The sequence below is a fragment of the Effusibacillus pohliae DSM 22757 genome (assembly GCF_000376225.1).
GTDB classification, from domain to species: domain Bacteria; phylum Bacillota; class Bacilli; order Tumebacillales; family Effusibacillaceae; genus Effusibacillus; species Effusibacillus pohliae.
The window spans coordinates 15,076-34,078 of sequence record NZ_AQXL01000116.1 but is presented as its reverse complement, the minus strand read 5'-3'; the positions used below and the strand labels follow the sequence as shown (position 1 = coordinate 34,078).

The window sequence follows — 19,003 nt, the reverse complement described above, 5'->3', positions numbered from 1 at the left end:
ATTACGTTTTTTTGATCCTGCGAAACTTTCGTTTTTTGAAACCCGTTTTGATTTCCGTGCGGTTGGCAGTCTCATAAGCCAAAGGAACGTTCGTCACTTTGCTGGTCCATTCGTCGAGAGCAGCCAAGTCGTTTTTGTTCACCTGCCGAACCGAATTTTTCCCGAGCGCGCGGATCGCCACTTTCATCTCTTCCACGCAGGACTTGAAAAAATTCTCGAGATTTTTCGCCGCCTGCACTTCGTCAAATTGGTTGGTCAAGGATCCGGAGTAAAAAGTCAACTGAGTCGGAGGTTCCCAAGGGAGAGACTTTGTCACCTGAGTATGTGTCATCGCCCATAGAGCGGCAGTGCCCAAACAGATCCCGTCAGCGCCTAACGCCAAAGCTTTTAAACAATCCCCGGGTGTGGCGAAGCCTCCGCCCACCAGCAGGCTGATTTTTTCTTTTGTGCCCTGTTCCTGCAGAAAACGCACAGCCCGGCACAAGGCATAAATGGTTGGAAGACCAAAATCGTCCTCCAGGATCGGCGCTCCTCCCTTGGTTCCAGCTTGCCCGCCGTCAATATTGATGAAATCGACATCCGCTCGAACTGCCACCCGCAAATCATCCTCCAATCGGGCACCGGCACAAAGCTTGACTCCTATCGGAACTCCTCCCGTGATCTGACGGAGCTTGTGCACCAAGCGTTTCAGATCGTGCGGTTGATTGATTTCCCGGTGACGGGAGGGGATCACGACGGTCTCTCCCGGTGGTACCTGCAAAATCTCGCGCGCTTCCCCTTGCATGTATTCGGGCGGAATAAAACTGGCTGCCCCGGCTGTCGCCCCCTGCCCGATGTGGATCTCGATCGCGTCCGCCTGTTTCAGAATTTCCGGTTCTTTCGTCCAATGTCCGGAATGATATTGATAGATTAAATATTTCGCGTACTCTCTGTCCTCCGGCAAAAAACCTCCTTCTCCCGTGTTGGTAGCAGTTCCAACCGCCGCTGTTGCTTTGGCCATCGCAATCCTGACCTTGTCGCTGACACCGACGCCATACCCCATGGCTCCCAATAGCAGGGGGATATCGAGCGTTAATGGTTTTTTCGCCGTGGGTCCGATCACAATCTTTGTGTCTACCGGCGAATTTTCATGGGCGGGCAATACAGCCAGTTGAGCGGGAGAAAAGACCAGACCATCAAAATTGAGAAATTTGCGCGGACTTCCAAAAGGCCGCTCAATGACCTTTCCTGTTTCGGCTCGCAAGCTGTTTTCCAGAACAGTAATAGGAGAAATTCGCTTCATCGCGGTAACCATTTCCCATACATTCTCGGCGTACCGGTCTTTCATCAACCGTTTAAGAAAGTAAGCGGTTACCCCTTTCACAATTGGCCTTGCGAACAGCAAACCGCCCACCGCCGCCACTAGCAGCGACAAAAACGTTCCGGCAAATGTTCCGGCCACCAGTAACAACCAACTGACATTCATGGCTTTCCCTCGATTGCAACGCTCGACCTGCTTATTTGAAAGAACCTGTACATCTTAGTTTTATCCACTTTTTTCTTGATTACTCTCGCCAAACAACTGCCGGACAGGTGGCAACCCCGGCGTTGGACCCGGTTCCCTCCGGCAAGCACGCAAGAGCATAGGGCCGGACTGTTCGGGAACCGGACTGTTCGGGAAATTGTAAAGAAAGAAACCTCTTGGAGGAGTGTCGCGATGAACAGATCCAATCTGAAGGCGCACCTCGACTCCCTGGTCGAAACCGTTCGTCAATTGGCTGGAAAATCTGGCATACTGCCACCGCTTGTCGGGTGAGCTGTCGCAACAGGAAGCGATTAACGTGACAACCGGCCAAACGGTGGCAGCCGATCCGTTTTTGCAAACCGGACAGGTGTTTTCCGCGTTCGAGCGTCTGAAAAATTCCGCACACGACGAACTTCGCGAAATCGAAAAACGGCTGGCGCTGGTGGCGCGTGAACTGGAGAGCGGGTAACGCCGGAAAGGGCCGCAGACCGCCCTCATAATTGTTCCATTGCGGTCAGCATGCACCTACCCGCTACGGAACCAGCAATGCTTTTCCGATACTCTCGCGGCGTTCAATCCAACCTTGTGCTGCCGCCGCATCCGCCGGAGGAAACCGCTTGCCGATGAACATCCTGACCTTGCCTTCCGCCAACAGTGGGTGGCTTCTGCCGTTTCCTTCAACGTTTCCGGCCATTTTTTTCTGGTGGTTCCCAAGCTGTATCCAAGTACTGCACGGCTTTGATATCGGCAAAATTAACGCTGGCAGCCGCCACCCGGATCAACACCTGTTTGGGGCTGACAGCTGGCCGGTCAACTTCCCTGTATTCCAGCACTTCCGGGCCGCCAAACCGAGTTGCCACAACCGCTTTCATCCTCCACATCCCCGCGAGTTAAGGATCGTTCGTGATGTAATTTTGCAGGTCCCCTCCGCAAACAACCACTCCCTGGTTCCACGCGGGATCGGGACCATTCGTTTTTTACATCAAATGAAACGCTGCCACAAATCCGACGAAAGCAAGCAACGTGAGCAGCCAAAACGTGTCATGGAACCCCTGTATGGCCGCCTGCGCCAATTGGGAGCCCACCGCCTCCGGCAACTTGGCGCCGGTTGGCATTCCGTGCTGCACAGACGCAGTTGGCAGATGCAGCCCAGCCAACAAGCGTTCGATCTGATGTTCTTGCCTGATCTGCAAGAATGTCGTAAGCAAAGCGATCCCAACCGCTCCTCCGAGACGCTGCGAGATGTTAAACAGCGTGTTCGCATCCGCCGTTTCCTGCCGATTCAATCCCGCGAGGATAACCGATAGCAGTTGCTGGATCACCATACCGACCGCCACTCCCCGGAACGTCAATAGAACGGCCGTCTGCCAGATAGGCGTCGTTTCATCGACCAGCTGCAACAAGAGCGTGCCTAAGGTCAGCAAGAGCATGCCTGTGACGGCGCTCGCACGAACCCCGTGCTTCTCGGCAAATTTGTTTCCCAAAACGGTACCGAAACCGGTCACCAAAGCCTGCGGAAACAACGACAGCCCCACTGCCAGCGGTGAATGCTGTTGGATATTCTCCAAGAGCACCGGAATCAGAACCACCGTCGAGAACGTGACGACCGAAGTCAGTGCGCACAGTGCAACCGCCAGCGCTGCAGAGCGCCTTTGCAACAGTTTGAGCGGGACGGCCGGTTGCGGGTGCCGCAAACTCCACAACACATACAGCAACAGCAAACCGCCTCCCATGCTCCAATACGGCCAGGCATCCGTCGAAGTCCAACCGTGCAACGGTCCGTTCGATGCTCCATAAATCGTCAACGCCAAGCTGGCAGCCAGAAGCAGGAAGCCAAGCGGATCGAAACGCACCGAGGGATCCCCCTGGTCAGCCGGATCTCCGGGAAGTCGGACCGCCGCCAGCACACCGAAAATGCCGATTGGCACGTTGATCAGAAAAATGGAAGTCCATCCAAAATAGTGAAGTAGCACTCCGCCGATGGTCGGCCCGATCACCGGCGCCAGAAACAACAGGATGCCAAAGGCAGGCGACACGTTTTTCGACCGGCTCCCCTCACTCCCCATCAACATCCCCATCACCAGCGGGATCAGGGGAGCCCCCAACGCTCCCTGCATGGTGCGGGCGGCGATCAACATGCCGAGTTGGGGGGCGAACGCGCACGCGATCGAGCTTAGCGTGAAGCCTATCAAACTGATCCGGTACGTGCGAAGCGTACCAAACCGCTTGGCCAGATAAGCGACGGCAGCCGATGCCGCGGAAAGCGCCAGCAGATAGGCGGTGATCACCCACTGCACGGCGGACAGCGAGCTGTTCATGCGGTTGGCAATCTCAGGCAATGCCACATTCATTATACTAGAATCCAACATCGTCAAAAACGGCCCCATCAACAAGCCGGTCTGCTGTGTCAGGGTGAGCGTTTTCTGCGATCTTCCCGGTTGCATTATGACCCCTCGCTTTCCTGTTCCAGCTCGCGGATCCAGGCGAGCTCCTGTTCGATTAGATGTTTTTGAAACTGTACCACACGCCAGCCAAACGGCCTTCTCTTGGCCAGCGACAGCGGTTCGGCGACTTGGTCAAGATGTTCCAGCCATTTGTTCAGTACACGCTTGCGAGCCTCCAGAATCTGCTTGCGGGAGTCAACATCAAGCATGTCAAACAGCGCCACCCGCACCAGAAATTCCGCCTCATCCCCCGCCATCTCCGGCGAAAATTCGCGCAGCATCTCCTCCAGCACCTCGGCTCCCAAGTCTGTCACGCGGTAGATATGACGGTTCGGCTTCCCTTCCTGCAGCTCGACTTCCTTTGTCACCGCGCCCATTTCCTGAAACCGCCGCAATGCGGGATACAGCGTGTTGTTGTTGATGGAAAAACCGCTTCCGAGGATGCGTTCCACATTCTTTTTGATCTCGTAACCGTGCTTGGGACCGGACATCAGCTGGGAGAGAATCAGAATATCAACGTACATGGCGACCTCCATCAATGATCTCTTTATATGTTATTTTAACTTATGATAAAAAATCAGTAAATACCTGACATGTGTCACCCGGAAATAACAAAATCAGCACCCGGACGGTGCTGATTCCAAACAAGCATGATTTTCATGGCGAGCAGGTCTCTTATTTCCGGTCGCCAAACAGCAGGCGAGCGCCGGCAATGCCGGGTGTTGTCATTTCCAACGGGTTGAGGATGACATCCAGTTCCTCTTTCGTCAAAACGCCTTTTTCCAGACAGATGTCGCGCACCGACCGGCCGGTGGCGATCGCCTCTTTCGCAATCATGGAGGCGGTTTCGTAGCCGACGTGTGGGTTGATGGCGGTGATCACGCCGACGCTGTTTTCCACCAGTTGTTTGCAGCGCTCGACGTTGGCTGTCAGTCCCTCGACCAGATGGGTGGTGAACACCCGCACCGCATTTTGCAAAATCGACAGCGACTGCAGTAAATTAAACACCAGCACCGGTTCCATTACATTCAGCTCCAGCTGGCCGGCTTCCGACGCCAGGCAAATTGTCAGATCGTTGCCCTGGATTTGAAACGCAACCTGGTTGACTACTTCCGCCATCACCGGATTCACTTTGCCCGGCATAATGGAAGACCCTGGCTGGCGCGGCGGCAGTTTCAGCTCGCCGAAACCGGTCCGCGGACCGGACGCCATCAACCGGATGTCATTGCAGATCTTCGACAAATTGACGGCGCAAATCTTGAGTGCTCCCGACACTTCGGTATAAGCGTCCGTGTTTTGGGTGGCGTCGACCAGGTCTTCCGCCCGTTTCAGATCGAGTCCGGTAATCTGCCGCAGATTTTCCGTGACTTTCGTGATGTATTCCGGCAATGCGTTGAGACCGGTACCGACCGCAGTCGCGCCCAAATTGATTTCCCGCAGATTGTCAAGCGACCGCCGAATCCGTTCGATGTCGCGTCCGATCACACGGGCATATGCTGCAAACTCTTGTCCCATCCGGATCGGCACTGCGTCTTGCAGGTGGGTGCGGCCCATTTTGATCACTGAATCCAACTCTTTCGCTTTCATCTCGAACGCGTTTTTCAGGCCGGTCAATGCCTCCAGCACCCCGCTCGCCAAATGGAGAGAAGCGATGCGGATCGCAGTCGGAAACACGTCATTCGTCGATTGCGCCATATTGACATGCGTGTTGGGGGAGCATTTGATGTATTCTCCCTTTTTTCCGCCCATCAGCTCGATCGCGCGATTGGCGATCACCTCGTTCACGTTCATGTTCATCGAGGTGCCTGCCCCGCCCTGGATCGAATCGACGATAAATTGGTCGTGCAGCTTGCCGTCCAAAATCTCGTCGGTCGCCTGAATGATCGCCTCCGCGATCTCCGCCCGCAACACACCGACATCGCGATTCGCCATCGCAGCCGCTTTCTTGACTGCCGCCAAGGCTCGAATCATTTCTTTGTGCGGCGGAATTCCGGTGATCGGAAAATTTTCCACCGCCCGCAGCGTCTGAATTCCGTAGTAGGCATCCGCCGGAACTTCTTTCGCGCCCAGCAGATCTTGTTCGATCCGTACTTGCGCCATCTGAAACGACCCCTTCTTCCTCCTTGGGTTTGGTCCGAGTTTCAGCATATCACATCCGGCGAATCATTGTCCAAACCGCAGCGATCAACCGGTCGCAGGCGCCAGTTTGCCGATCAGTTCCTCGTAATCGACAATGCTTTGGACAAGATGCCGCTGCACTTCCAGCACCCCTTTGCCTTGGCCCATCGCAGCGGCGGTTTCCTGCAATTGCTGCACGATATCGTCAAGCCGGGCGACTTCTCCTTTGCGGCCTGCCTTGTCCAGAATTTTGCGGGCGGTCTCCATCTGCGGACGGAGCGTTTCGATCCGCTTGCTCCACGCATCGGCCGCTTCCTTTTGCGGTGTTTTGGCCACCGCCAGGGAGACGCCGTCCTTCAGGATTTGCGAGGTTTGTGCGAGGACAGCGGCAAGTTTGGCTGCGTCTTGTGCCGCCACGCCCTGAATCACCCCTTGTCTCGTTTCCACTTTATAGTCCCGGACATAAAAAGGCGGTTTCGCCGAATCTGTCTCCCCACCCATCGCCTGGTTGAACGCGTCGGCGACAGCTTGTCCCTGCGTTTTGTCGGCGGCCACTCCGATAAACAGCTGGATCTTGTCCGAATTGCGAAACACCGGATGAATGCCGAATTTTTCAAATTCGGCAGCCCCTTTTTTCGCCCGCTCATAGTTTTCATAAGCGCCTACTTGATAGGCAACCAGCTCGAGCCCGGGGAAGCTTTGCGCGGCTGCGGATGTGCCGGTCGTCGGAGCAGGATTGACCGTGGTGACGGTCGGTTTCGATTCCGGCGTCGCATTTTTGAACACGAACAGCACGCCTAACCCCAGGGTGAGGCCGGTAACAGTCGCCAAGAGAGCGGGGATCAGCCAGGAGAAGCCGGCAATCGGAGCGTTCGCCCGTTTTTCGTAAGGGTTCCGGTTTCGTCGATATTCCGGGCGATCGAATCGGCCAGGTTTCTGAAACGGCCGCCGCTCCCGCGCTTCTTTCGGGACCGCGGGAGATTCCTGGCGTGACGGACGAAACGTAAACGTCATACGGGACTTGTCCATTGTGGCTGGCTCCTTCCGAATCTACCATTTGCTACAACCATATGACAGTCTGTCGCCCGATATGCCAAAAATGATAGATTCGCAGCAGAGTCTATCAACCTCGATCATCTTCCAATCTTCCGAAAAAATTTTTTTGTCGAACCGTGAAACTTTTTGCTCGCAAGCGTCGTCTATATAAGCAGAACGGACAAAAACGAAAAACCGCCCCAACGGAGCGGTTTGCCCGGCCGGCTTACTCGACGATGTAGACGACTACCTGTCGGCGGCCAAATTGCATGCATTCCTCCTGCGAATTGAACACCAGGTCGATCCGGTTGCCCTGGATCGCTCCGCCGGTGTCGGCCGCGATCGCGTATCCGTATCCCTCGATATACAACTTGGTGCCAAGCGGAATCACGTTCGGGTCAACCGCCGCAATGCCATACTGCGCAACCCGGCCGGTCGCCGTCCGCCCGCCGGCCACATAAGCGGAAGCGGACATCACCAGTTTGCGGGTAGCGGCAAAATTCCCGCCACTGCGGGAAGCGACCACCATTGGCCGATCCAGCGTGCCGTATGTAACCACCGCGTTAACCGGTTGCCTGACCACCTGTTTTTCCACTTCCCGATCGACTTCGACCCCGTTTTCCGTGACAATGCGGGTCGTCACTTTCGCTAACCCTTCCACACCGGGCGTCAGCAACTTTTCTTGTCCCTTGTACATCTCCTGGTTCGGCTGGCGTTCGGTCTGAAAAGGTATGGCTTCTTCCGTTACTGCGACTTGAACATTTCGACGGGTGACGGTGATCGTTTGGCCCTCAATCGGAGCCGAATTCAACTCGGCGTTGACGCGGTCCTGATCGCCCAACTGGATGCCCGCTTGCTCCAACACATCGGCCACCGTTGACGCGGTCGTCACAATCGCCCGCGGCTCGTTTGTGCCATCTTGAATCTTCACATGCCGGGCATGTCTGACAAGAATGTTCATTCCCTCTGTCAAATGGGCGCCTTTCGCTGGCTGTACCACATCGTCGGGGGTGACCTGAATGCCTTGCTTTTTCAGGAATTCCTCAACGGATCCGCTGAAAAATGCGGTTACTTTTCGCGACTGGCCATCGACTTGCAAAAACACTGTCTTGTGCAAAGCGGTAGCCGAAACGCTCCCGGCTGCAGCGACTGCAGTGGCTGCTGCCAGAATGGAAATCGATTTGCGGCTGAACTTTCGCACCCAATCACTCCTTTTTGTGCGCTTTTGCGCAAATTCCCCCTCCTGTTGTGGAAACCCCAATTTACTTTCTTAGTATAGCCAATGTAATAGTTGGTTACAAGACCAAATTTTAAAAAGTTAAACTGCAGTAACTTGTCCGGGTCCGATTGCCCCGCTGCGTGGCCTGCAACATGGACACCAGCCTGATCGATGCTCGCTTGCCAATTCCCTTTGGCAAGCTTGTTTATGCATATGTGCGAACGTTGCGGATTATGCCAGTCATCGCTAGGAGGCGTCCGCCATCGACATTGTCGGAAGGGGACGCCTCTTTTCAATCCATCTACTCCATCAATATTTCCTGTGCTTTGTTCAATTGTTCTTCCAACTGATTGACCAATGTTTCCAACCGTTTCTGATCCGGGGCGGCGGTCAGGGCTTTGGCGATCTCCGCGCCGGTCGCTTCGATCCCGTTGGCCAGCGCTTGATCTTTCGTCGCCAGAGCACCTTTTGTCTTGTTGAAGTTCGCGGACAATTCGCCCAGTTCCGCTTTCAGCTGATCGTATTGCTCGTCGTGCAGGTTCTGCTTGATTTCCGCCAGTTCGTGCATGATCGAATCAAGCTGGTGCAGCGCATGGCCGTGCATTTTGTCTTCGAATCCTTCGTACACAATGAACGTGTGCATGCCGTGCGTTCCGTGCGGGCCGATATGGCAATGCAACGGCCAAGCTCCCGGATTGTCGGCGGTCAAAACCAGATCGTAGCGTTCTCCGGGTCCAATCGTCACCGTGTCTTTCGTTTCCGGCTGCGCGATGTCCCGGCCGTCGCTGGCGATCACCTGAAAGTGGTGGCCGTGTGTATGGATCGCATGGACGTCGTTGCCGGCGTTGATCAGGCGGATCAGGTACTTGCCCCCTTTTTTTACCTGCAGAGGCGGAATCTCGTGATCCATCTTGCCGTTGATCGTGAAAAATTTGGGATGGCGATCGGCCGTATCATATTCGCCGTCCAGTTTTTCGTGTTCGGCTGCGGTTCCGACATATTTGCCGGCTTCCGTGCCTTCCGCAACGCTCAGTAGCGGGTCGCGCTCGCCCAGCAGCAGGACGAATTCCCCGTCATACTTCGCTTTCTGTTCCTTCGGTTCGACGATGAAAGCACCGTACAGTCCCATCTCCGGGTGCCGGTCCGGCTCGACGTGACAGTGGTAGAAGTAGGTGCCCGCTTTCGTGGCGTCAAATTCATATGTAAACGTACCGTCCGTTTTTACCTCTTCCTGGCTGACGCCCGGCGTTCCGTCGCCGTTGAAGCTGTTGTCGATCCCGTGAAAATGGATCGTATGCGGCTCTTTTTGCTTGTTGTGGAACACGACCTTCACATGATCACCTTCCCGCACGCGCAATTCGGGCCCCGGTATGGTAGGCGGCGACGCCGGTTTGTTGTTCTGCTCGTCCCATAAACCGAATCCCCAGGAATACAGCGTTTTCCCTGGCGCCAGCTCCTGCATCGCGTCCCCGGCATAAAGATGAAATACTTTCTCCTGTTTGTTGGCCGTATTGTTGACGGCAGGTTTGGCGTCATCGCTGCATCCCGCCACCAGAAAACCGCATAATCCCAGCATCAGGCCAATGCCCAATCGTTTCATGACAAAACCCCCAAAAGATGATAATGATTCTCATTTTTAATAATACCTGCCTGATGGGTTCTGTCAACGATTTTTTAGGTTCGTCTATCTGGCAGGCTTCCGGGCGATCAACACCCGGGCGGCGTGACGGTGCGGAATATGGCTCGAATTGCAGTCGAAAATAAACTCATAAGTATCAACCGTTTCCCAGTCCCGGTAATAGCTTTGCAGTTCGTCTCTTGCATAGAGATATTCGTTTTGCCCCCAGTCGGGCGCCGGTTGCACATCCGGATGTTCCACAAACGCAAACAGTACGTGCAGGCCGCCGGGTGCGGTCCGCTGCTTGAAATGCCGGAATTGCCGCTGCCTGTTTTGCGGTTCAATATACTGAAGCGTTCCGATCGAGTACAGGACATCGACCAGTTCGGGCAATATCAGGTCATTCACATCCGCTTCCAGCGTCTCGATTCGCACGTTCCTTTCATCCGCCAACCGGCGCGCCTTGTCCAAACCGGCAGGAGCGATGTCCACCGCCAACACCGCAAACCCCTGTTCCGCCAAAAATACGCTGTCGCGGCCTTCCCCGGCCCCCAGATCGACCAGTTTCTTGCCCGATCGTTCGTTTTCCGGGACCAAATCGGGGAATCTTGTGGCCAACCGGTTCGGCTCTTTTCCCCAATAATACTCTGCCCGCAGATAAAGCTGTTGCAGTTGCTGTTTGTCCATTTTTTTCTCCCCTTTCCGGGATGGCGGCCCGGTCGTCTCCTGCGAACCGCCAGGAGTACGAATTCGTGCTGACAACCGTCACGCTTGAACCGGAACGGCGCAAACGATGTGCAGCAACTCGCTGATTTGTTTGTGCCTCGTCCTGTATCCATGCCGCTCATACCAATCGAGCAGCCGCGACCGGTCGGCATAATATTCGTCTTCGATCGCCCGGATCGCTTCGACGTTTCCCTGTTGGCGCAGCATTTCCAAATATTCGGCCCGTTTCCGTTCGTTTTCGAACATCAGATCGGTAATGCAAATCCGCCCGTGCGGTTTCAACACCCGCCGCATTTCTTCCAGCGCCAGCAGCTTTTGTTCGTCCGTCAGATGATGCAGCGCGAAACTGGTGACCGCAAAATCGAATTGCCCGTCCAGATAGGGAATCGCCAGAAAATTGCCCAGCCGGGTTTCCATCCCGGGATGCTTGCGCCGGCATTGTTTCAGCATCTCTTTTGATTGGTCGATGCCCGCCATGCGAATCCCTTTGGCCAAAAACCGCCCTGCCAGATTTCCTGTTCCGGTGCCGATATCCAAACCGGATTCGCCCGGTTTTGGCGCGATCCATTCAACAGTCAAATCGAGTGCCTGTTCGTAATCATACGGTCGATTCCGCACCCGTTCGTCGTAGGAATCCGCTTGCCGGTCAAAATTCCACCGGTCCCGCCAATTTTTCCGGAGCTCCCGCAGCCGTCTCGAGCCTTCGGCCAACCGGTACAGATCGTCCAGGACAAGCGAGCGGTTTCGTTGCAGCAGGTCGATCATCCGGTCGATGGTTTCGATGATCTGTTTCATTTCGACCCACTGGCTGACCATCACCGATCTCTGCAATTCCAGGTAATATCGAAGCTCATCCTGCTCTCCTTGCTCAATCTGCGCCAGCACCGTTTTGATCTCCTCGATCGGCATGCCGACCTCGCGCAAGGCAATGATCGTTTGCAACCGCCAGATCTCCCGTTCCGAAAATGTCCGGTATTGGTTGTGCATTTGCTTGCCGGGAGCAATCAGTCCCTTTTGTTCATAAAATCGGATCGCTCGCGGCGAGATCTTCAGTTTCTCTGCGATTTCCTTGATTTTCATGCCATTCATCGCCAGCAACCTCCTCGCGTTTATCTTAAACCCTGACGCAACGGCAAAGTAAAGCGGAGGTTCATTTTAAAAAATCTTCCGAATATAAAGAAAATAAGGGGGGATGAATATGGCGTCACTCTGGTTCGATGTGATCGGAAGCGTTGCAGCCGCGCTGCTGTTGGCCGGGATCCCGATTCTGTTGTTGCAGAAGTTCAACCGGATAGAGGAACAACAACTGAACGACAAAGAGACGGAAGGAGAATCATAAGCAACAAAACCGTCAGTCCCTGGTCCGGGCTTGACGGTTTTGTTGGCGGACGGAAACACGCCGGCACCGTCCGCCCATCGTCGGCTTTGCTCGGGCCATCGCGGTCTTGTGCCGCGGCCAAGCAGCCGGTTACCTCCTATGTGCCTCCAGGAACGACAGAATTTCGTCCAATCCCTGGTTGTAACTGTGCTTGTCCGTAGTCAGGGGGCTGAACAGGTCCCCTTTTTCCCGGATGCGTTGCACGGCGTTGCGAATGGTAAAATCGGACGGAGCAAAGCCGTTTTCCACTTCTCCCCATGTCACAGGCATCGATACGGTCGCCCGTGCTTGGGTACGGACCGAGTACGGCGCCGGCATCGTCCTGCCTTTCCACAGTTGCAGGTAATCGAGATACAATTTGCCGCCCCGTTTTTTGACGTTTCTTTCCAGCGTGATCCGGCGCGGGTTTTGCCGGGCCATGTATTCAGCGATGAATTTGTTGATTTTGCGCGTTTCTTCAAACGTATAGCGGCAATCGATCGGCACATAAATCTGCAAATCGGTGGCGCCGGAGATTTTGGCCACGCTGACGAGGGACAGGGAGTCCAACACAGCCTTCAATTGCAAGGCCACTTCCAGCACCCTCTCAAAGTCGACCGGGTCGGCCGGATCGAGGTCAAATACCAATTCGGTCGGATAATTCTTCTTCCAATAGCGGTCGAACGAAACATGCAGTTCCAATGCAGCGTAATTCCCCACCCAGGCCAGGGTGGCGGCATCGTTCAGCAAAATCCAGTGTTTGTCCTTGTAAAAAGCGCGGGGAATCCAATCAGGGGCAAAATCGGGCACCGCTTTCTCTTCGATCCGTTTCGTGCCGACACCGTCCGGGTAGCGCCACATCATCAGCAGCCGGTCTTTTGTGTACGGCAACAGATAAGGGGAGACCGCCAGCAGATACTCGATGTAATCCCGTTTGCTGATCCCCGCCTCCGGCCACAATAGTTTCTCCGGTTTGGTCACGTGGATGGTCTTGCCGTCAACGGTGATAGAATCGTCCATCCCCGCGCCTCCATCATGCTTCGCCATTTCTCTTATTATAAACGAGAACGGACACCAATCCTCGCTTCCGGCCCGATTCGTTCGCGTTACGGTACCACGCTTGCGGCGGCAAGCCGCTCCGCCACTTTGTAGATATCGCCGGCCCCCATCGTCAGCACCAGGTCGCCATCCCGCAGATGCTTCAGCAGATAGTCTACCACTTGCTCCTTCGTTGGGCAATAAACAGTGTGCACACCGCTGTTTTCGGAGATGAGCGTCGCCAGTTTTTCTGCCGACACCCCGTCGATTGGCTGTTCGCCGGCAGGAGAGTAGATGTCGGTCAGAATCACCTCATCCGCTTCCGCAAACGCGCGGCTGAACTCTTTAAACAGATAATAGGTCCGCGTGTAACGCTGCGGCTGGAACACCGCCACCACCCGCCGGCCGCTCGCTTTCGCCGCCGCAATCGTCGCCCGGATCTCCGTCGGGTGATGGGCGTAATCGTCGACCACCAGCAACTCCGGGGTGTCCAGGTGGACCTGGTAACGGCGTTTGGCTCCGGTGAATTTTTTCAGGGCAGCGGCGATATCGGCAAACCCGACACCGGCGTCCAGACAGACAAGTGAGGCGGCCAAAGCATTCAAAATGTTGTGGCGGCCGGGTATCGACAGCTCCAATTGTCCGATTCGCTTTCCGCCGCAAACCATCTGGAAGCGGGAGCCCCGCTCCAGCAGCTCAATCTCCTCCGCGGTAGCGTCCGTCGCGGAGTGCAAGCCGTATTTCAGGATGGTTCCGGAATGAGCAGCCAGCAGCTCGCGGACCACCGGGTCATCCCAGCAGGCGACGATTTTCCCCGCCGGATCCACATTGCCAATAAATCGGCGATAACCGTCCTTCAGCTGCTCAAAACTTCCGCCGTAGTTTTCCAAATGGTCCGCCTCGATGTTGGTCACGACCGCATAATAGGACCGGTAGTGGATGAACGAACCGTCGCTTTCATCCGCTTCCGCCACCAGATATTCGCCGCAACCCGCTTTTGCATTGTCGCCGACGTTGGTCAAGACGCCGCCGATCACATAGGTGGGGTGGCGGTCCGCCTCCTGCAAAATAAACGCGATCATCGAGGTGGTGGTGGTTTTGCCGTGGGCGCCGGCGACGGCAATCCCTTTTCTCGTTTCCATCAGTTTTGCCAGCATCTGCGAACGGTGGAACACGGGAATCCCCGCTTCGCGCGCTGCGACCAGTTCCTCGTTATCCTTTGTCACCGCCGTCGAATACACGACACAGTCCGCTCCTGCCACATGAGCGCGATTATGGCCGATATAAACGGTGGCGCCCAGCGCTTCCAAGCGATCGGTGGCATCCTGCCGCGCGATGTCCGAACCGGACACCTGGTAGCCGAGATCGATCATCACCCGCGCGATCGCGCTCATGCCATAACCGCCAATCCCCACAAAATGGACACGTTGGAACTGATTCACAAGCATGTCATCCTTTCTTGGAGGTAAATTGTCTCGCTTCCGAAATGGTGTACAAGGATCCTGTGACCAGCACCGCTTCTTCCGTCTGCACGCTGTCGACCGCACGCTGAACCGCTTCCGCCACATGCGGGATCTGTTCGATCGGCACCCGCACCCGGTCGCGTACAAACATCGCCACGTCGTTGACATCCGCCGCGCGCGGGGAGTTCGGGGCGGTCACAATCACTCTCCCGGCAAACGGCAAAATCGGGTCCAACACGCCCGGCACCAGTTTGTCCTGCAAAATTCCGATCACCAGCAGCACTTTTCGATCGCCCAGCAGTTCGTCGAGCGCGGCTGCAAGCGCTTCCGTCCCGTGCGGATTGTGCGCGCCGTCCAACAGCACCAAGGGTTGCTCCCGTACGATCTCCAACCGGCCAGGCCAACGAGTCAGTTGCAAACCGCTTCGCAACGCCTGCTCGCTCACCGGCAGGGTGCCGTTTTGCGACAAGTGGAGTGCGGTGGCAACTGCGAGCGACGCATTTTTGCATTGATGTTCCCCGAGCATCCGAATTTCCAGATCGTTCAACCGGACATCGGTCGACTCAAAATCGAATGTCTGTCCCGCCAGCGAATAGCGTTTCCGCCTGTAGGAAAAATCGGCGCCGAGAATGGCGGCAGGCGCCTGCACTTCTGCCGCTTTCGCCAGAATCACGTTCAACGCCGGCTGCTCAGCTGCCGTGAACAGCGGCACACCCGGTTTGGCAATGCCCGCTTTTTCCCGCGCGATGTCCTCAATCGTCGGTCCCAAATGAAGCTGATGGTCAAGCCCCACATTCGTAATCACCGAAGCGAGCGGTGTCACCACATTCGTTGCATCCAGCCGGCCGCCAAGCCCTGTCTCCCACACCACCACATCGACCTGTTGATCGAGAAAAAACAGGATGGCCAGCAAGGTGATCACTTCAAACTCGGTCGGCTCCCCGATCTCCGTCTGCCGGATGGCAGCGATCTGCGGCTTGAGCTGTTCCGCATAGCGGGAGAGTTGCGCTTCCGTAACGTCAACCCCGTTCACCGACATCCGGTCAAAAAAGTGGATGATATAGGGGGACGTATAGCGCCCCACCCGATAACCCGCTTGCTGGTAAATCGACGCCAGAAAGGCGCAAGTGGAACCTTTGCCGTTGGTGCCCGCCACATGGATGAACCGCAGCTGCCGATGCGGATTGCCAAGCCGCGCAAGCAGCGCCTGCATCCGCTCCAGTCCGAGTTTGATGCCCCATCGTCCGTCAAATCGAGGGAAACTTGAGATCCATTGCAGTATCAAATCGATCAGTCCTTAGCATCGTATTCGGTTATCGGTCAAAGTGGTGACGGCGCGGTCCACGCCATCACTTTGCAGGGCGCCCCCGTCCCCAGCGAAGTACCCGGAATGTGCTTCGAAGGTACACATCACCTCGCTGGGGGTTACGCCCGAATCTCCGCCAACCGTGCCTTCACTTTTTCCAATTTTTCCGCATAGTCGCGTCCCTTGGCCCGTTCCGCCTCGATTACCTCGGCCGGCGCTTTCGTGACGAACCCGGGATTGGACAGTTTCTTTTCGACCCGCTCGACTTCCGCTTCCAGATGCTTCAGCTCTTTTTCCAGACGGGCGATTTCCGCCTCAATATCGATCAAACCGGCCAGCGGCAGGAACAATTCGGCGCCGGTCACCACGGCCGTCACCGATTTTTCCGGGGTGGCGGCGTTTGGGTCGATCGTCAGCCGTTCCGGGTTGCAGAACCGGCGGATGTAGGCCTCGCCGCGGCGGATGAGATCTTCGGTTTCCTGATTCGTCGGTTTGACGATCAGAGTGACAGGACGGCTGGGCGGAACGTTCATTTCCGCCCGGACATTGCGGACGGCGCGGATCATGTCCATCAACAGTTCCATCTCGCGTGCGGCCTGCCCATTCACAAAGCGCTCTTCGTATTTCGGGTATGCCGCCAGCGTGATCGTTTTCCCTTGATGCGGGATGTGCTGCCAGATTTCCTCGGTGATGAACGGCATAAACGGATGCAGCAGCCTAAGCGACTGGTCGAGCACATAGACGAGCACCGACTGTGTCGTCTTTTTCGCCGCTGCATCGTCACCATACAGGTACAGTTTGGCAAGTTCAATGTACCAGTCACAGTATTCGTTCCAGATGAACTCGTAGATCTGGCGCCCCGCTTCCCCGAAATCATAGCGGTCCAACGCCGCATTGACCTCTTTCGCCGTCTCGTTCAACCGATGCAAAATCCACTTGTCAGCCGTGCCCAACTCGCCATCCAGACGAATGTCCTCGTACTGGAAGTCGCCCAGGTTCATCATCACAAAGCGCGACGCGTTCCAAATCTTGTTCGCAAAGTTTCGGGCCGACTCCACCTTTTCCCAATGGAAGCGCAGGTCGTTGCCCGGGCTGCTGCCGGTCATCAGCATAAACCGCAATGCATCCGCGCCGTATTGTTCGATCACAGCAAGCGGGTCCACCCCGTTGCCGAGCGACTTGGACATTTTCCGGCCCTGCGCGTCGCGGACCAGGCCGTGAATCAACACGTCCTTGAACGGCTTCCGGCCGGTAAACTCAAGCGCGGTGAAAATCATCCGGGCCACCCAGAAATAGATGATGTCAAACCCCGTGACCAGCACGTCGGTCGGATAATAGCGTCGCAAGTCGTCCGTCTGCTCCGGCCAGCCCATCGTGGAGAACGGCCACAAGCCGGATGAGAACCAGGTATCCAGCACGTCTTCATCCTGACGCAGTTCTGCGTGCCCGCATTTCGGACAAGCGGCCGGATCATCGATCGACACGATCGTTTCGCCGCACTCGTCGCAGTACCAGGCGGGAATCCGGTGTCCCCACCACAACTGGCGGGAGATGCACCAGTCGCGGACGTTTTCGATCCAGTGCAGGTAGATTTTTTCAAATCGTTCCGGCACAAAGCGAACCGCATCGCCACTCTTTTGCAGTTGAATCGCCCGTTCCGCCAGCCGTTTCATGGCGACAAACCACTGCGTCGACAAAATCGGCTCGACGACAGCGCCGCTCCGCTCGGAGTGTCCGACCGAATGTTCGTGTTCCTCTACTTTAAGCAGCACGCCTTGCGCCTTGAGATCCTCGACGATCCGCTTGCGGCATTCGAAGCGGTCCAATCCCTGGTAAGGACCCGCATTTTCATTCATTGTCGCTTTCTCGTCCATCACGCTGATCATCGGCAGGTTGTGGCGCAGTCCCATCTCGAAATCGTTCGGGTCGTGCGCGGGCGTGACCTTGACCGCTCCGGAGCCGAATTCCCTGTCGACATATTCATCGGCAAAAATCGGAATCTCCCGCCCAATAATCGGCAGGATCACAGTTTTACCGATCAAATCCTTGTAACGCTCGTCTTCCGGATGAACGGCAATCCCCGTATCGCCGAGCATCGTCTCCGGACGGGTGGTCGCCACCGTGATAGAGCCGCTGCCGTCTTTGAGCGGATACCGCAGGTGGTACAAAGCACCTTTGACGTCCTTGTATTCCACTTCAATGTCCGACAAAGCAGTGCGAGCTGCCGGATCCCAGTTGATGATCCGCTGGCCGCGATAGATCAGCCCTTTTTCGTAGAGCTTGACGAACACGGTACGAACCGCCCGCGACAATCCCTCGTCCATCGTGAACCGCTCGCGCGAATAGTCGAGCGAAAATCCCATCCGCCGCCACTGCGATCGGATGACAGACGCGTAATGCTCCTTCCACTCCCAGACTTTCTCGAGGAATTTTTCACGCCCCAGATCGTAACGGGTGAGCCCCTCTTCCCGCAGCGTCGCTTCGACCCGTGCCTGCGTCGCAATCCCGGCATGGTCCATGCCCGGAAGCCACAGCGCATCATACCCCTGCATCCGCTTGTACCGGATCAACACGTCTTGCAGAGTGCAGTCCAGGGCATGTCCCATGTGCAGCATACCGGTCACGTTCGGCGGCGGAATCACAATGCAATAGGGTTGTTTGTCCGGATCGCCCGTCGCCTTGAAAAATTCGTTCTCCACCCACCAGTCATAAAGCCGCTGTTCCGTTGCCTGCGGATCATAGACGGTCGGAATCTGTTTTTGCTCATGTGCCTGTTCGGTTGACATCCTGACTCCCTCCTCCAACAAATAAAAAAAACCTTCCATCCGACGCAGGACGAAAGGCTTGCTTCCGCGGTACCACCTTGCTTTGCACGCTTTTTCCACACGGCAGGCGGAAGGCGTGCACACTCAAAGAAGATAACGGATTCACCGGCCCTGCCTACTGGGAACGGTCGATCGCACCCCAAGCAGCAGCGATGCATCACCGTTGGCCGTTCAGCCGGGCAACTCCGGGACGACATTCAAGCGTGAAGCTGCCGGGAAACCTTCCAGCCGCAGACGGGTGCCGCATTTTGCAACGCCTGTTTCGCATCGCAACGCCTGTTTTCCGTCGCTGGTTTCCCTCTCTGGGGAGTTCAAACGCTCTACTCTTTCCCATCAACGTTGTTCGACAG

The 19,003-nt window shown here is 56.0% G+C and carries 16 protein-coding genes; 2 read left to right on the top strand and 14 right to left on the bottom strand.

Annotation, left to right across the window (positions count from 1 at the left end; genetic code table 11):
* Position 1: 1 nt before the first annotated feature.
* Positions 2-1,465, bottom strand: a complete 1,464-nt coding sequence (locus C230_RS0108080) for an FMN-binding glutamate synthase family protein (protein WP_018131527.1) — start codon at positions 1,463-1,465, stop codon at positions 2-4.
* A gap of 355 nt (positions 1,466-1,820) precedes the next feature.
* On the opposite strand from C230_RS0108080, the gene C230_RS22470 reads away from it, so the two are divergent.
* Positions 1,821-1,973, top strand: coding sequence for a hypothetical protein (locus tag C230_RS22470; protein ID WP_018131526.1), 153 nt, complete (start codon positions 1,821-1,823; stop codon positions 1,971-1,973).
* A gap of 208 nt (positions 1,974-2,181) precedes the next feature.
* Here the strand turns inward: C230_RS22470 and C230_RS0108065 are convergent, their stop codons facing one another.
* From C230_RS0108065 to C230_RS0108025, 9 genes are all read right to left on the bottom strand, one after another.
* A complete protein-coding gene (locus C230_RS0108065) occupies positions 2,182-2,376 on the bottom strand; it encodes a hypothetical protein (RefSeq protein WP_018131524.1) in 195 nt (64 codons plus the stop codon).
* 105 nt (positions 2,377-2,481) lie between these two features.
* Positions 2,482-3,948, bottom strand: coding sequence for a DHA2 family efflux MFS transporter permease subunit (locus tag C230_RS19805; RefSeq protein WP_018131523.1), 1,467 nt, complete (start codon positions 3,946-3,948; stop codon positions 2,482-2,484).
* Positions 3,948-4,472 carry a PadR family transcriptional regulator gene (locus C230_RS0108055; protein WP_018131522.1) on the bottom strand — a complete coding sequence of 175 codons (525 nt, stop codon included), beginning with the start codon at positions 4,470-4,472 and terminating at the stop codon, positions 3,948-3,950. Before C230_RS0108055 ends, C230_RS19805 begins: the two co-directional genes overlap by 1 nt.
* Before the next feature lie 151 nt (positions 4,473-4,623).
* Positions 4,624-6,048: an aspartate ammonia-lyase gene (gene aspA, locus C230_RS0108050; protein ID WP_018131521.1), complete on the bottom strand. Its 1,425-nt coding sequence runs from the start codon at positions 6,046-6,048 to the stop codon at positions 4,624-4,626.
* 84 nt (positions 6,049-6,132) lie between these two features.
* A complete protein-coding gene (locus C230_RS0108045; protein ID WP_018131520.1) occupies positions 6,133-7,095 on the bottom strand; it encodes a hypothetical protein in 963 nt (320 codons plus the stop codon).
* Between the two features lie 232 nt (positions 7,096-7,327).
* The gene (locus C230_RS23570; RefSeq protein WP_018131519.1) at positions 7,328-8,302 is read right to left on the bottom strand and encodes a ubiquitin-like domain-containing protein; all 975 of its coding nucleotides are present in this window, start codon (positions 8,300-8,302) and stop codon (positions 7,328-7,330) included.
* A 319-nt stretch (positions 8,303-8,621) separates the two neighbouring features.
* Positions 8,622-9,920: a multicopper oxidase domain-containing protein gene (locus tag C230_RS21305; RefSeq protein ID WP_018131518.1), complete on the bottom strand. Its 1,299-nt coding sequence runs from the start codon at positions 9,918-9,920 to the stop codon at positions 8,622-8,624.
* 84 nt (positions 9,921-10,004) lie between these two features.
* Positions 10,005-10,625, bottom strand: a complete 621-nt coding sequence (locus C230_RS0108030; RefSeq protein WP_018131517.1) for a methyltransferase domain-containing protein — start codon at positions 10,623-10,625, stop codon at positions 10,005-10,007.
* Between the two features lie 78 nt (positions 10,626-10,703).
* A complete protein-coding gene (locus C230_RS0108025) occupies positions 10,704-11,744 on the bottom strand; it encodes a MerR family transcriptional regulator (RefSeq protein ID WP_026174211.1) in 1,041 nt (346 codons plus the stop codon).
* Between the two features lie 118 nt (positions 11,745-11,862).
* Between C230_RS0108025 and C230_RS22465 the strand changes: the two genes are divergently transcribed.
* Positions 11,863-12,003 carry a hypothetical protein gene (locus C230_RS22465; RefSeq protein ID WP_018131515.1) on the top strand — a complete coding sequence of 47 codons (141 nt, stop codon included), beginning with the start codon at positions 11,863-11,865 and terminating at the stop codon, positions 12,001-12,003.
* Positions 12,004-12,132: 129 nt separating this feature from the next.
* On the opposite strand, the gene ligD is transcribed toward C230_RS22465, so the two are convergent.
* The 4 genes from ligD to C230_RS0108000 all read right to left on the bottom strand — a co-directional run bounded on the left by ligD (position 12,133) and on the right by C230_RS0108000 (position 18,614).
* Positions 12,133-13,041, bottom strand: a complete 909-nt coding sequence (gene ligD, locus C230_RS0108015) for a non-homologous end-joining DNA ligase (RefSeq protein ID WP_018131514.1) — start codon at positions 13,039-13,041, stop codon at positions 12,133-12,135.
* Between the two features lie 86 nt (positions 13,042-13,127).
* Positions 13,128-14,501, bottom strand: a complete 1,374-nt coding sequence (murC, locus tag C230_RS0108010) for a UDP-N-acetylmuramate--L-alanine ligase (protein WP_018131513.1) — start codon at positions 14,499-14,501, stop codon at positions 13,128-13,130.
* A gap of 7 nt (positions 14,502-14,508) precedes the next feature.
* On the bottom strand, positions 14,509-15,807 hold the full coding sequence (locus C230_RS0108005; protein WP_156807394.1) for a bifunctional folylpolyglutamate synthase/dihydrofolate synthase: 1,299 nt from the start codon (positions 15,805-15,807) through the stop codon (positions 14,509-14,511).
* Between the two features lie 140 nt (positions 15,808-15,947).
* On the bottom strand, positions 15,948-18,614 hold the full coding sequence (locus C230_RS0108000) for a valine--tRNA ligase (RefSeq protein ID WP_026174209.1): 2,667 nt from the start codon (positions 18,612-18,614) through the stop codon (positions 15,948-15,950).
* Between the last annotated feature and the right edge of the window lie 389 nt (positions 18,615-19,003).

What these genes read in the sequence shown, in the direction of transcription:
- ligD (WP_018131514.1), bottom strand. Translation starts at nt 13,041, where the DNA reads ATGGACGATTCTATCACCGTTGACGGCAAGACCATCCACGTGACCAAA.
- C230_RS0108065 (WP_018131524.1), bottom strand. Translation starts at nt 2,376, where the DNA reads ATGAAAGCGGTTGTGGCAACTCGGTTTGGCGGCCCGGAAGTGCTGGAA.
- C230_RS0108055 (WP_018131522.1), bottom strand. Translation starts at nt 4,472, where the DNA reads ATGTACGTTGATATTCTGATTCTCTCCCAGCTGATGTCCGGTCCCAAG.
- C230_RS21305 (WP_018131518.1), bottom strand. Translation starts at nt 9,920, where the DNA reads ATGAAACGATTGGGCATTGGCCTGATGCTGGGATTATGCGGTTTTCTG.
- C230_RS0108025 (WP_026174211.1), bottom strand. Translation starts at nt 11,744, where the DNA reads ATGAAAATCAAGGAAATCGCAGAGAAACTGAAGATCTCGCCGCGAGCG.
- C230_RS0108030 (WP_018131517.1), bottom strand. Translation starts at nt 10,625, where the DNA reads ATGGACAAACAGCAACTGCAACAGCTTTATCTGCGGGCAGAGTATTAT.
- aspA (WP_018131521.1), bottom strand. Translation starts at nt 6,048, where the DNA reads ATGGCGCAAGTACGGATCGAACAAGATCTGCTGGGCGCGAAAGAAGTT.
- C230_RS0108000 (WP_026174209.1), bottom strand. Translation starts at nt 18,614, where the DNA reads ATGTCAACCGAACAGGCACATGAGCAAAAACAGATTCCGACCGTCTAT.
- C230_RS19805 (WP_018131523.1), bottom strand. Translation starts at nt 3,948, where the DNA reads ATGCAACCGGGAAGATCGCAGAAAACGCTCACCCTGACACAGCAGACC.
- C230_RS0108080 (WP_018131527.1), bottom strand. Translation starts at nt 1,465, where the DNA reads ATGAATGTCAGTTGGTTGTTACTGGTGGCCGGAACATTTGCCGGAACG.
- C230_RS22465 (WP_018131515.1), top strand. Translation starts at nt 11,863, where the DNA reads ATGGCGTCACTCTGGTTCGATGTGATCGGAAGCGTTGCAGCCGCGCTG.
- C230_RS0108045 (WP_018131520.1), bottom strand. Translation starts at nt 7,095, where the DNA reads ATGGACAAGTCCCGTATGACGTTTACGTTTCGTCCGTCACGCCAGGAA.